General features: G+C 60.7%; 11 protein-coding genes. 10 read left to right on the top strand and 1 reads right to left on the bottom strand.

Features of this window, described 5'->3' with window-relative positions; genetic code table 11:
* The first annotated feature begins 40 nt into the window (after nt 1-40).
* The 5 genes from rpsP (at nt 41) to TX24_RS13485 (ending at nt 2,480) form a co-directional block, all read left to right on the top strand.
* Complete coding sequence (gene rpsP / locus TX24_RS13505) at nt 41-292, top strand: 30S ribosomal protein S16 (protein WP_003175899.1); 252 nt, start codon at nt 41-43, stop codon at nt 290-292.
* Between the two features lie 5 nt (nt 293-297).
* Nucleotides 298-834: a ribosome maturation factor RimM gene (rimM, locus tag TX24_RS13500; protein ID WP_003175898.1), complete on the top strand. Its 537-nt coding sequence runs from the start codon at nt 298-300 to the stop codon at nt 832-834.
* Entirely contained in the window at nt 816-1,589 is a 774-nt protein-coding gene (trmD, locus tag TX24_RS13495) for a tRNA (guanosine(37)-N1)-methyltransferase TrmD (protein WP_153475158.1), read from the top strand. The genes rimM and trmD overlap by 19 nt, the downstream gene beginning before the upstream one ends.
* A gap of 45 nt (nt 1,590-1,634) precedes the next feature.
* Nucleotides 1,635-1,985, top strand: a complete 351-nt coding sequence (gene rplS, locus TX24_RS13490; protein WP_003175895.1) for a 50S ribosomal protein L19 — start codon at nt 1,635-1,637, stop codon at nt 1,983-1,985.
* A gap of 81 nt (nt 1,986-2,066) precedes the next feature.
* Complete coding sequence (locus TX24_RS13485; protein ID WP_003193963.1) at nt 2,067-2,480, top strand: acyl-CoA thioesterase; 414 nt, start codon at nt 2,067-2,069, stop codon at nt 2,478-2,480.
* Here the strand turns inward: TX24_RS13485 and TX24_RS13480 are convergent, their stop codons facing one another.
* Nucleotides 2,481-4,289: a cation:proton antiporter gene (locus tag TX24_RS13480; protein WP_014719784.1), complete on the bottom strand. Its 1,809-nt coding sequence runs from the start codon at nt 4,287-4,289 to the stop codon at nt 2,481-2,483.
* Between the two features lie 107 nt (nt 4,290-4,396).
* On the opposite strand from TX24_RS13480, the gene xerD reads away from it, so the two are divergent.
* The 5 genes from xerD (at nt 4,397) to TX24_RS13455 (ending at nt 12,845) form a co-directional block, all read left to right on the top strand.
* Entirely contained in the window at nt 4,397-5,293 is an 897-nt protein-coding gene (xerD, locus tag TX24_RS13475; RefSeq protein WP_057710506.1) for a site-specific tyrosine recombinase XerD, read from the top strand.
* Nucleotides 5,294-5,441: 148 nt separating this feature from the next.
* Complete coding sequence (locus TX24_RS13470; protein ID WP_003193960.1) at nt 5,442-6,173, top strand: thioredoxin fold domain-containing protein; 732 nt, start codon at nt 5,442-5,444, stop codon at nt 6,171-6,173.
* A 128-nt stretch (nt 6,174-6,301) separates the two neighbouring features.
* On the top strand, nt 6,302-7,606 hold the full coding sequence (locus TX24_RS13465; RefSeq protein ID WP_003193959.1) for a homoserine dehydrogenase: 1,305 nt from the start codon (nt 6,302-6,304) through the stop codon (nt 7,604-7,606).
* A 67-nt stretch (nt 7,607-7,673) separates the two neighbouring features.
* Nucleotides 7,674-9,083, top strand: a complete 1,410-nt coding sequence (gene thrC, locus TX24_RS13460; RefSeq protein ID WP_003193958.1) for a threonine synthase — start codon at nt 7,674-7,676, stop codon at nt 9,081-9,083.
* 189 nt (nt 9,084-9,272) lie between these two features.
* Nucleotides 9,273-12,845, top strand: coding sequence for an ATP-binding protein (locus tag TX24_RS13455; RefSeq protein WP_057710561.1), 3,573 nt, complete (start codon nt 9,273-9,275; stop codon nt 12,843-12,845).
* The last annotated feature ends 16 nt before the right edge of the window (nt 12,846-12,861 follow it).

The raw sequence follows: 12,861 nt of genomic DNA, 5'->3' as shown, positions 1-12,861 counted from the left end.
CATTTAGATTTGCAGCACCGACTACAGGAACGATGTTCACATGCTAACAATCCGTCTTGCCCTTGGCGGCTCCAAAAAGCGCCCGTTTTACCACTTGACCGTAACCGACAGCCGCAACCCGCGTGACGGTTCGCACAAGGAACAGGTTGGTTTCTTCAACCCTGTTGCTCGTGGTCAAGAAGTTCGTCTGTCCGTGAACCAAGAGCGCGTAGCCTACTGGCTGAGCGTTGGCGCACAGCCATCCGAGCGCGTTGCAAAACTGTTGAAGGACTCGGCTAAGGCCGCAGCCTGAGCAATATGAACGCGACGCCAGCTGTTGCTGATGATTTGATCGTTATCGGCAAGATTTACTCTGTTCATGGCGTTCGCGGCGAAGTGAAGGTGTATTCCTTTACTGATCCGACTGAAAACCTGTTGCAGTACAAAACCTGGACGCTCAAGCGCGAAGGGAGTGTGAAGCAGGTTGAGCTGGTCAGTGGACGCGGGAGCGACAAGTTCCTGGTCGCAAAGCTCAAGGGTCTTGATGACCGTGAAGAAGCTCGTCTTCTGGCCGGTTATGAGATCTGCGTGCCGCGCAACCTGTTCCCTGAATTGACCGACGGCGAGTACTACTGGTACCAGCTGGAAGGTCTGAAGGTTATTGATCAACTCGGGCAATTGCTGGGGAAAATCGATCATCTTCTGGAAACCGGCGCCAATGATGTAATGGTGGTCAAGCCTTGCGCTGGCAGCCTGGATGACCGTGAACGCCTGTTGCCCTATACCGAGCAATGCGTGTTGGCCGTCGACCTGGCCGCGGGCGAGATGAAGGTGGAATGGGACGCGGACTTCTAAGCGTGGCTAATTTGCGCATTGAAGTGATCAGTTTGTTTCCCGAGATGTTTTCCGCCATCAGCGAGTACGGCATCACCAGTCGGGCGGTGAAACAGGGGCTGTTGCAGCTCACCTGTTGGAACCCGCGAGACTACACGACGGATCGACATCACACTGTGGACGATCGCCCATTTGGCGGTGGCCCGGGCATGGTGATGAAGATCAAGCCCCTGGAAGATGCGTTGGTTCAGGCCAAGGCAGCCGCCGGGGAGAAGGCGAAGGTAATTTACCTGTCCCCTCAAGGCCGTCAGCTGAAACAGGCGGCGGTACGCGAACTGGCGAATGAGGAAAGTTTGATCCTGATTGCCGGTCGCTATGAAGGCATTGACGAGCGTTTTATTGAAGCTCATGTCGATGAAGAGTGGTCGATTGGGGACTATGTCCTGTCTGGCGGCGAGCTGCCGGCGATGGTCCTGATAGATGCGGTTACACGACTGCTGCCCGGAGCTTTAGGGCATGCGGACTCCGCGGAGGAAGATTCCTTCACGGATGGTTTGCTGGATTGCCCGCACTACACCCGTCCGGAGGTGTATGTGGATCAGCGTGTTCCCGACGTATTGCTAAGTGGCAATCACGCACACATCCGGCGTTGGCGTTTACAGCAGTCCCTTGGTCGGACCTATGAACGACGCGCCGATCTTCTGGAAAGCCGCTCGCTTTCTGGAGAAGAGAAGAAGCTGCTCGAGGAATACATCCTCGCGCGGGACGATAGTTAACAACGTATCGATGGTAGGTCCATTGACTTACCTTAGGAGCACAGCATGACTAACAAAATCATCCTTGCACTCGAAGCAGAGCAGATGACCAAAGAGATCCCTACCTTTGCCCCGGGCGACACCATTGTCGTTCAGGTGAAAGTGAAGGAAGGCGACCGTTCGCGTCTGCAAGCGTTCGAAGGCGTGGTAATCGCCAAGCGTAACCGTGGTGTGAACAGTGCTTTCACTGTTCGTAAAATCTCCAACGGTGTTGGCGTAGAGCGTACTTTCCAGACCTACAGCCCGCAAATCGACAGCATGGCCGTTAAGCGTCGCGGTGACGTACGTAAAGCCAAGCTGTACTACCTGCGTGACCTGTCCGGTAAAGCAGCTCGCATCAAGGAAAAACTGGCTTAAGTCCAGCTTCCCGATGCAGAAAAAAGCAGCCTACGGGCTGCTTTTTTGTGCCTGAAATTTGCCTATCTGTTGGTATTGACCATGACCACCCGCCTCGAAGAAATCCAGCGCCGCACCGATCTGTCGGTCACTCACGTGACCAAGGCCGTGTTCCCGCCCACCACTAACCACCACAACACCCTGTTCGGCGGCACCGCCCTGGCATGGATGGACGAAGTGTCGTTCATCACCGCCACGCGTTTCTGCCGCTTACCTTTGGTGACGGTCTCCACTGACCGTATCGACTTCAACCACGCGATCCCGGCTGGCTCTATCGTTGAGCTGATCGGTCGGGTGATCAAGGTTGGCAACACCAGCCTCAAGGTCGAGGTTGAAGTGTTCGTGGAGAGCATGAGCGCTGATGGCCGTGAAAAAGCGATCCAGGGCGTGTTCAGCTTCGTCGCGATTGACGCAGATAAACGCCCTGTCCCGGTACTGCCAGGCTTTGTTGACTGATTACTCGGCGGTGCTGGCCTGCGGTTGAATGACCGCCAGCAAGGTCCAGCCCGCTACAGGCTTCAAGTTGCTCTCGGGCGAGACCACGTGTACCCAGCCGCTGGTGTCCCTGGCAAACAGCAAGGTGGCGCGCTCGCCGTGCAACGCCTGGTACTGCTCCCACCCAAAGCCGTCGGTGAGGCTGGTGCTGTACAACTCGGCGCCTTGGCCCAGCAGGCTGGCCAATTTGGTGTAGCTCAAGGGTTGGCTGCCCAGCAAGTGTCCGCGGTGTTCATGGCTGGCCTTGTGCTTGTCGGTGCGACGGTTTTCCTGGCTGCTGGCCAGGGCGAACAGGCGATGGCCGAAGTCATGGCGAAAACGCATGGTGGCCAAGGCATTCAGTTCGCCAGAAGGCGAGAGCGCGAGCAGATGCCCCAGGCCGACCAGGTCCAGATGGGACTCGGCATGCTGGGAGGCCGGGTTACCGAAGTACGTAGGCAAGCCTTCCATACGACTGGCGCGGATGTTTTCCCAGCTTGAGTCGGTCAGCAGTACGCGGCTGCCCAACTGCTGCAACGCCTTGCCGAGCGCCCGCGCCGGGCCGTTCGCACCCACGATCAGGAAGCCGCTGGGTGCCGGCTCAGCGACTTTGAGCAGGCGGGCCAAGGGGCGTGCCGTAGCGCTTTGCAGCACCACGGTGCCGATGATCACTGCGAAGGTCAGCGGCACCAGCAACAACGCACCTTCGTGGCCGGCCTCATCCAGGCGGATCGCAAAGATCGCTGACACCGCCGCCGCCACAATGCCCCGTGGGGCGATCCAGGCCAGCAGCGCGCGCTCGCGCCAGTTCAGCCCGGAGCCAAAGGTCGAAAGCGCCACGTTCAACGGGCGAGCAATGAATTGGATGATCAACAGCAGGATCAACACAAACGGGCCCAGGGCGATCATGGCGTTCAGGTCCAGGCGTGCCGCCAGCAGAATGAACAGCCCGGAAATCAGCAACACACTGAGGTTTTCCTTGAAGTGCAGGATGTGCCGTACATCCACGCCTTTCATGTTCGCCATCCACATGCCCATCAGCGTGACCGCCAGCAGGCCGGACTCATGCATCACCTGGTTGGAGGCGATGAAGATGCCCAGTACACCGGCCAGCGTCGCCAGGTTATGCAGGTATTCCGGCAACCACTGGCGGCGCATGATCTGCCCCAGCACCCAGCCACCGGCGATGCCGAACAGGCTGCCGCAGAGGATGACGCCGCCGAAGGTCAGCAGGCTGTGGCTCAAGCCGTCGCCCGACGCACTGGCGATGATGAAGCTATACACCACTACCGCCAGCAGTGCGCCAATCGGATCGATGACGATGCCTTCCCAACGCAGGATATTGGCGATGGAGGCTTTGGGGCGTACCACACGCAACATGGGCACGATCACCGTCGGGCCGGTGACCAGTGTCAGGGTGCCGAACAGCAGCGCCAGCATCCAGTCAAAACCCAGCAGCCAGTGGGTGGCCAGGGTGATCACTGCCCAGGTTGACAGGGCGCCAACCGTGACCAGGCGATGCACCACGCTGCCGATTTCCTTCCATTCCGACAGGTGCAGGGTCAGGCTGCCCTCAAACAGGATCAGCGCCACTGCCAACGACACCAATGGCATCAACAGAGGGCCGAACATTTCCTGCGGGTCGAGCCATCCGAGTATCGGCCCTGCCAGAATCCCGCTCAGGAGAAGAAACAGAATCGCTGGCAGTTTAAGGCGCCAGGCCAGCCACTGGCAGCCGAGTGCGGCCACGCCAATGCCGCCAAAAGCCAACAAAATCTGTTGTTCGTTCATTAAAGCTTCCTGTTCCTTGAAATAGCGGGCTATGAAAGACTAATGGCTCTTGCCACAGTTCACTAAATAATTCGCGTATTGCCTTGTGCTAAGTCGCTTGAGTGCCCATGCCAGCCATTGACCATCCCCTGATCGACCGCTTCCTCGACGCCCTTTGGTTAGAAAAAGGCCTCTCGGACAACACACGCCAGGCGTACCGCAGCGACCTGGCGCTGTTCAACGGCTGGCTGCAGGAGAAAAACCTTGAACTGATCAATGCCGGGCGCGAGCTGATCCTCGATCACCTGGCCTGGCGCCTGGAGCAGAACTACAAACCACGCTCCACCGCGCGATTTCTCTCCGGTGTACGTGGCTTTTATCGCTACCTGCTGCGGGAAAAACTCATCGCCGTCGACCCGACCCTGCAAATCGACATGCCGCAACTCGGCAGGCCGTTGCCCAAGTCCTTGTCGGAAGCCGACGTCGATGCCTTGCTCGCGGCCCCGGACCTGAGCGAGGCCATCGGCCAGCGCGACCGCGCCATGCTTGAGGTGCTGTATGCCTGCGGCCTGCGCGTCACCGAACTGATCAGCCTGACCCTGGAGCATGTCAACCTGCGCCAGGGCGTGTTGCGCGTGATGGGCAAGGGCAGCAAGGAGCGGCTGGTGCCCATGGGCGAGGAGGCGATTGTGTGGGTCGAGCGCTACATGCGCGATGCGCGCCACGAACTGCTCGGTGGGCGCCCCAGCGACGTGCTGTTCCCCAGCCTGCGCGGCGAGCAGATGACCCGCCAGACCTTCTGGCACCGCATCAAGCACCAGGCCAAAGTGGCCGGGATCGGCAAGGCGCTGTCACCCCACACCCTGCGCCATGCGTTCGCCACCCACTTGCTCAACCACGGCGCGGATTTGCGCGTGGTGCAAATGCTGCTTGGGCACAGCGACTTATCCACAACCCAGATCTACACCCATGTGGCGCGCGCACGTTTGCAGGACATGCACGCCAAGCACCACCCACGCGGATAAAACCGTCAGAAATGGCCCATTTTACCTGTCGCGGGCTGCCCTCCCGCCCAACTGTGGTAGGCTTTGCCGGTTCGCAAAGGGGACGGCATCCATTGTGGTCCAGATCAGTATTCTGCTCCCGTCCCTGCCTCTGCCTTCAGGAGTTCCCATGCGCTTGACCCAGATTATTGCCGCCGCAGCCATTGCGTTGGTTTCCACCTTTGCGCTCGCCGATGATGCGGCCGAGCAGACCATCCGCAAGAGCCTGGCCAACCTGGCGCTCGACACGCCTATCGAAAGCATCAGCGCCAGCCCCATGGCCGGCCTGTACGAAGTCAAGCTCAAGGGCAGCCGCGTGCTGTACGCCAGTGCCGATGGCCAGTACATCGTCCAGGGCTACCTGTTCCAGCTCAAGGACGGCAAGCCGGTCAACCTGACCGAGAAGGCCGAGCGCCTGGGCGTGTCCAAGCTGATCAACGGCATTCCGGTGGCTGAAACCGTGGTTTACCCCGCTATTGGCGAAACCAAGACCCACATCACCGTGTTCACCGACACCACGTGCCCGTACTGCCACAAGCTGCACGCTGAAATCCCGGCGCTGAACAAGCTGGGCGTGGAAGTGCGCTACGTTGCCTTCCCGCGCCAGGGCCTGGGTTCGCCGGGTGACGAGCAGTTGCAGGCGGTGTGGTGCTCGGCCGACAAGAAAGCGGCCATGGACAAGATGGTCGATGGCAAGGAAATCAAGTCGGCCAAATGCGCCAACCCGGTTTCCAAGCAGTTCGCCCTGGGCCAGTCCATTGGTGTGAACGGTACACCGGCCATCGTTTTGGCCGACGGCCAGGTGATTCCGGGCTACCAGCCGGCGCCGCAAGTTGCCAAACTGGCACTGGGTGCCAAGTAAGCATTTATCGTTGAGCCTTTGACGATCATGGCCCGCCGAACCGTCGGTGGGTCATTAATTGAGAGCCGCAGTTGTGCGGCTGTTTTCACGGCCGACCTAGCGTCGGCCGTTTCATGGGGAGTTCTTCAGTGAAACCGGTCAAAGTAGGCATCTGTGGGTTAGGGACCGTCGGTGGCGGTACCTTCAACGTACTTCAGCGTAACGCTGAAGAAATTTCCCGCCGCGCAGGTCGCGGGATTGAAGTGGCGCAGATTGCCACGCGTTCGCCAAAGCCTCAGTTCGAAACGACCGGTATTGCGATTACCAACGATGTGTTCGCCGTGGCCACCAACCCTGAGATCGATATCGTTATCGAGCTGGTGGGCGGCTACACCGTGGCCCGCGAACTGGTGCTCAAGGCCATCGAGAACGGTAAGCACGTGGTCACCGCCAACAAGGCGCTGATCGCCGTGCACGGCAACGAGATCTTCGCCAAGGCCCGCGAGAAGGGCGTTATCGTGGCGTTCGAAGCCGCGGTGGCCGGTGGTATCCCGGTGATCAAGGCGATCCGTGAAGGCCTGTCCGCCAACCGCATCAACTGGGTGGCCGGCATCATCAACGGCACCGGTAACTTCATCCTCACCGAAATGCGCGAGAAGGGCCGTACCTTCGAAGACGTGCTGGCCGAAGCCCAGGCCCTGGGTTACGCCGAAGCCGACCCGACCTTCGACGTGGAAGGTATCGACGCGGCCCACAAGCTGACCATCCTGGCGTCCATTGCCTTTGGTATCCCGCTGCAGTTCGACAAGGCCTACACCGAAGGCATCACCAAGCTGACCACCGCCGACGTCAACTACGCCGAAGCCCTGGGCTACCGTATCAAACACCTGGGCGTGGCGCGCAGCACCCCAGCCGGTATCGAGTTGCGGGTTCACCCGACGCTGATCCCGGCCGACCGCCTGATCGCCAACGTCAACGGCGTGATGAACGCGGTGATGGTCAACGGCGACGCCGCCGGTTCCACCCTGTTCTACGGCGCTGGTGCCGGCATGGAGCCAACCGCGTCGTCGGTGATCGCCGACCTGGTGGATGTGGTTCGCGCCATGACCAGCGACCCGGAAAACCGCGTGCCGCACCTGGCCTTCCAGCCGGACTCGCTGTCGGCTCACCCGATCCTGCCGATCGAAGCCTGCGAAAGTGCCTACTACCTGCGCATCCAGGCCCAGGACCATCCAGGCGTGTTGGCCCAGGTGGCCAGCATCCTGTCGGAGCGAGGTATCAACATCGAATCGATCATGCAGAAGGAAGTCGAGGAGCAAAACGGCCAGGTGCCGATGATCCTGCTGACCCACCGCGTGCTCGAGCAGCACATCAACGATGCCATCCACGCCCTGGAAGCCTTGCAAGGCGTAGTGGGCCCGGTGGTGCGGATTCGCGTCGAACACTTGAACTAACCGATTTGTTCCAGGGGCCCCGTCCATTCGGTGGCCTCTGTTCGAGAATGTTTTAGAGGAGCCAGTCATGCGTTACATCAGCACCCGCGGCCAGGCACCGGCCCTGAATTTCGAAGACGTTCTGCTGGCAGGCCTTGCCACCGACGGCGGCCTGTATGTGCCGGAAAACCTGCCACGCTTCACCCAGGAAGAAATCGCCTCCTGGGCCGGCCTGCCGTATCACGAGCTGGCCTTCCGAGTGATGCGCCCGTTTGTGACCGGCAGCATTCCGGATGCGGACTTCAAAAAGATTCTGGAAGAAACCTATGGCGTGTTTTCCCACAACGCCATCGCGCCCCTGCGCCAACTGAACGGCAATGAGTGGGTGCTGGAGCTGTTCCACGGCCCGACCCTGGCGTTCAAGGACTTCGCCCTGCAACTGCTCGGTCGCCTGCTCGACTACGTGCTGGAAAAGCGCGGCGAGCGCGTGGTGATCATCGGCGCCACCTCCGGCGATACCGGCTCGGCAGCCATCGAAGGGTGCAAGCACTGCGAGAACGTCGACATCTTCATCCTGCACCCGCACAAGCGTGTGTCCGAAGTTCAGCGTCGCCAGATGACCACCATCTTCGGTGAGAACATCCACAACATCGCCATCGAAGGCAACTTCGATGACTGCCAGGAAATGGTCAAGAACAGCTTCGCTGACCAGAGCTTCCTCAAGGGCACGCGCCTGGTGGCGGTCAACTCGATCAACTGGGCGCGGATCATGGCCCAGATCGTCTACTACTTCCACGCCTCGCTGCAGTTGGGCGGCCCGGCGCGTTCGGTGTCGTTCTCGGTGCCGACCGGCAACTTCGGCGATATTTTTGCCGGTTACCTGGCGCGCAACATGGGCCTGCCGATCAACCAGTTGATCGTCGCCACCAACCGCAACGACATCCTGCATCGCTTCATGAGCGGCAACCAGTACGTGAAGGAAACCCTGCACGCCACGCTGTCGCCGTCCATGGACATCATGGTGTCGTCGAACTTCGAACGCCTGCTGTTCGACATGCACGGTCGCAACGGCGCAGCCCTGGCCGAGTTGATGAACAGCTTCAAGCAAGGTGGCGGTTTCAGCGTCGAGCAAGAGCGCTGGACCGAAACCCGCAAGCTGTTCGATTCCCTGGCCGTGGACGATGCACAGACCTGCGAAACCATCGCGCAGGTCTATGCCGAGACCGGCGAAGTGCTCGACCCGCACACGGCCATCGGCGTGAAAGCCGCCCGCGAGTGCCGCCGCAGCCTGGATATTCCAATGGTGATCCTCGGTACCGCGCACCCGGTCAAGTTCCCGGAAGCGGTGGAGAAGGCCGGCATTGGCAAGGCCCTGGAGTTGCCGGAGCATTTGACCGACCTGTTCGAGCGCGAAGAGCGCTGCACCGTGTTGGCCAATGACCTGAAGGCGGTGCAGGCGTTCGTCAGCCAGCACGGCAATCGGGGCAAGCCGCTCTGATCGACAGGGCTGCCTGACGGCCGAGGGGCATCTTTGTGCTGCCCCACATTCAAGCTGATTTCATCCACCCAAGACATGGTGGGGCAACAGTCAGCTTTTTTTGCAGTCGGCCAAGCCCGTCCTCGTGACGGGCTTTTTCATTCTGGCGAGCCATACTTGCCCATTCGCCCAATCAAGGAAACCCAACCGGTGCAGGTGTTGATCCAATGGACGTTGAAGCTGGTGTGCCTGTTGTGGCTCACCCAGGTACCCATGAGCCTGGCCGCTGTCAGCCTGCCGTTCAAACTGGTGCCGGCGTTTATCGCGCTTGGACCTATGCCCCTGGCGCCGACCGAGCAGCAGTGGTTGGCGGCGCATCGGACATTGAAGGTGGGCATCTCGATCGATGACTACCAGCCGATCGACATCACCCGCGACCGCAATCGCTACCAAGGCATCAGCGCCGATTACTTGAGCCTGGTCGGCGCGCGGCTGGGTGTGCCCATGCAAGTGCTGGGCTTCTCCGAGCGCGCCCAGGCGGTTGAAGCGCTGCGCAATGGCACCATCGATATTCTCACCAGTGCCAATGGCTACGAGCGAGATGTACCCGGCCTGCAGTTCACCCCGGACTACATGCCCGACCGTTCAGTGGTGGTGCTGCGCCGCGACGATACCCAAGGCGACGATCTGGCCGGCAAGAAGCTGGTATTACTCGACGGCTACGCCAACGTGCAGAAGGTTCACGCCGCCTACCCCGACAGCCACATCATGCTCGCGCCCAACCTCTACAGCGGCCTCGAAGCCCTGAAGCAAGGCGATGTCGATGCGTTTATCGGCAATGAAGTGATTGTGCGCGCCTATAAATCGCTGCGGCCTTATCTGGGGTTGCAGATCAAGGAGCAAAGCCGGTTGGCGCCCATCGGTTTTGCCTTCGCCACCCGCCAGGCCGATCCGTTGTTGGGGGCGATGATGAACCGCGCGCTGGCAAGCCTCGACGAGTCGGTGCAGCGCGAAATCCTCGCACGCTGGACCACCGGGCTCGGTGTCGGCATCAGTGGTGAGCGCATTGCGTTGTCGACATCGGAACGGGCCTGGGTGCGCGAGCATCCCCATGTCGTGGTGGTAGCCCAGCAAATGTCGCCTTATATCTTCAGGGACCAGGACGGCCACTGGGTTGGCTTGAATGTCGACCTGTTGAATCGCATCTCGCGCATGACCGGTTTGCAGTTCATTTATGAAGAGGTGGGTTCTACCGCACAAACCCTGGAATGGCTGGAAACCGGCCGGGCGCAGATGAACACCACCCTGGCGGTGAATCAGGAGCGCAGTGCGCTGCTCAACTTCAGCCATGGTTTTGGCGGCTCCGGCTGGGTGTTTATCGAACGTGCCGATGCCGCGCCCCTGACGGGTTTGAACCAGTTGGACGGCAAGGTGCTGGCATTGCCGGCACGCCACGTCATGGAGAGCCAGATTCGCCATGACCACCCGCGCATCAAGTTGCGCCTGATGGACAATTACACCCAGGCCCGTGAGTTGGTACGACGGGGCGAGGCCGCCGCCACGATACAGACTGAAGTGGAAGTGCAGAGTTATGCGCAGGAAGGCCTGCGTATGGGCCGCAGTGTCGACGGCCAGTGGTCGTCCAACTGCCTGTCGGTGCGCAAGGACCAGCCTGAATTGCTGAACATTCTGAACAAAGCCCTGGAGGCGTTGCCGGTGGCTGAGTTGAGTGCCTTGCGCCTGCGTTGGATCGGTGCCGTGACGATTCCCCCGCCAGTCTGGCAGCGTGTACCGCCCTGGGCCTATTGGACGATGGCCACGGCGCTGCTGTTTGTGTTGGTGTCGTTGGTGTGGAACAGCCGGCTCAAGCGCCAGATCCGCCAACGGCTGGAGGCCGAGCAACGGCTCAATGACCAGCTGGCGTTCAAGCGCGCATTGCTCGACGGTATGCCCAACCCGCTCTTTGTCCGCGACCTGGATGGGCGGCTGGTAACCTGCAACAAAAGCTATGAACAGCAACTGGCGACCCGGCTGGAGCTGATCCAGGGCCTGACGCTGATGGAAAGCAAGGTCGTGCCCGACGCCACGGCGGCGCGCCTGCACGAAGGGCACATGGAGCAATTGGCCACGCAGCAGTCGTTGTTTGTCGACCGGCAATTGGAGCTCAATGGCGGTACTTATCACGTCTACCAGTGGACCGTGCCCTTTTTCGACGCTCAGGGCCGCTTGCAGGGGTTGTTGGGCGGCTGGATCGACATCAACGAACGCAAAGACCTGGAGCGCCAGCTGATGGACGCCCGCCAGGCAGCCGATGAGGCGAACTACGCCAAAAGTGCATTTCTCTCGGCCTTGAGCCATGAGATTCGCACCCCCATGACCGCCATCATTGGCTTGCTCGAACTGGAGCAAGAGCGTTGCCTGGCAAGCGGCCAGCCGGTTTCCGAGGCGCTGCAAGTGGCCCATCGTTCGGCGCGCGAGCTGATTGCGCTGATGGGCGACAGCCTGGACTTGGCCAAGATCGAGGCCGGTCACCTGCAACTGGCGCCACAGACCACCGAGCTCAAGAGTTTTTTCGAGGGTATCCAGAGCCTGTTCGAAGCCACGGCGCAAAAGAAGGGCCTGCATCTGACCCTGGCGTTTGATCCGGCTGCTCAGGGCTATTACTGGTTCGACCCGCTGCGGTTACGCCAGGTGATGCACAACCTGTTGGGCAATGCGCTCAAATTCACCGAGCGGGGCGGGGTTCACCTCAGCGTGACTTGCCAGCGGGATGAGCGCGATAGTGAATACCTGCACCTGTGCGTCAAGGACAGCGGCCCGGGCATCAGCGCCGAGCAACAGCCGCGGGTGTTCAAGCCATTTACCCAGGTAAGCGCCTTGACCGCCGCGCAACACGGCGGCACTGGCCTGGGCCTGAGTATCTGCAAGCAACTGGTGGAATTGATGGGCGGGAGCATTTACCTCGACAGTGTGGTGGGCGAGGGGACGGTGGTGTGCATTGACCTGCGCCTGGACCGGGTCAGCACCGATGATGTGCCGGCAATGCCTACCGCGACGTTGTCACCGACGGGGCGTAGCCTGTCGGTGCTGGTGGTGGACGATTTGGCGGCCAACCGCCTGGTGCTGGCGCAGCAGTTGCAGTTCCTCGGTCACCAGGTGGTCGCCCTGGAGTCGGCCGAGGCCGCGTTGCAACGCTGGCGTGAGCAGCGTTTTGACGTGCTGGTCACCGATTGCCAGATGCCCGGCATGTCCGGCTATGCCTTGAGTGCGGCGATCCGACGCCTCGAAGCCGAGGAGCAACGGCCTCGTCTTGCGCTGATCGGTTGCACCGCGAACGCTATGAAAGATGAACAACGCCGCTGCGAGGACGCCGGTATGGATGAACTGCTGGTCAAGCCCGTGACTCTGGAACACTGGACCCAAGTGCTGGCCCGCGTGGCGCCCCTGCGTTCGTTCGATATCCAGGCCCTGCGCACCATGACCCAGGCCGACGGGCCGGTGCTACAGAGCATGTTGCAGGAACTGGCCAAGAGCCTGGACCACGAACACGAGGTATTGGCGGGTGCCCTGGCCGAGCGCGACGTGGCACGCTTGAATGCATCGCTGCACCGGCTCAAGGGCATTTGCTCGCTGGTGGACGCACTGCCACTCGCCAAGGCCTGCGTCGCCCTTGAGCAGTGCGCCCGTGAACAGCGCGGCGCCGAGCTTGAAGCACCCTGGTTGCGCTTGTCCGAGGTGCTCAAGGCGTTTCGTCGCGACCTGCAACCCTATCTGGATGCCTGACACATTGTAGGAGCGA

It is taken from the genome of Pseudomonas lactis (assembly GCF_001439845.1).
GTDB lineage: Bacteria > Pseudomonadota > Gammaproteobacteria > Pseudomonadales > Pseudomonadaceae > Aquipseudomonas > Aquipseudomonas lactis.
This window is presented reverse-complemented; position numbering and strand designations above follow the sequence as displayed.

Coding starts and splice junctions, on each gene's coding strand:
- TX24_RS13480 (WP_014719784.1), bottom strand. CDS start 4,289: ATGAACGAACAACAGATTTTGTTGGCTTTTGGCGGCATTGGCGTGGCC.
- xerD (WP_057710506.1), top strand. CDS start 4,397: ATGCCAGCCATTGACCATCCCCTGATCGACCGCTTCCTCGACGCCCTT.
- trmD (WP_153475158.1), top strand. CDS start 816: ATGGGACGCGGACTTCTAAGCGTGGCTAATTTGCGCATTGAAGTGATC.
- rplS (WP_003175895.1), top strand. CDS start 1,635: ATGACTAACAAAATCATCCTTGCACTCGAAGCAGAGCAGATGACCAAA.
- thrC (WP_003193958.1), top strand. CDS start 7,674: ATGCGTTACATCAGCACCCGCGGCCAGGCACCGGCCCTGAATTTCGAA.
- TX24_RS13485 (WP_003193963.1), top strand. CDS start 2,067: ATGACCACCCGCCTCGAAGAAATCCAGCGCCGCACCGATCTGTCGGTC.
- rimM (WP_003175898.1), top strand. CDS start 298: ATGAACGCGACGCCAGCTGTTGCTGATGATTTGATCGTTATCGGCAAG.
- TX24_RS13470 (WP_003193960.1), top strand. CDS start 5,442: ATGCGCTTGACCCAGATTATTGCCGCCGCAGCCATTGCGTTGGTTTCC.
- rpsP (WP_003175899.1), top strand. CDS start 41: ATGCTAACAATCCGTCTTGCCCTTGGCGGCTCCAAAAAGCGCCCGTTT.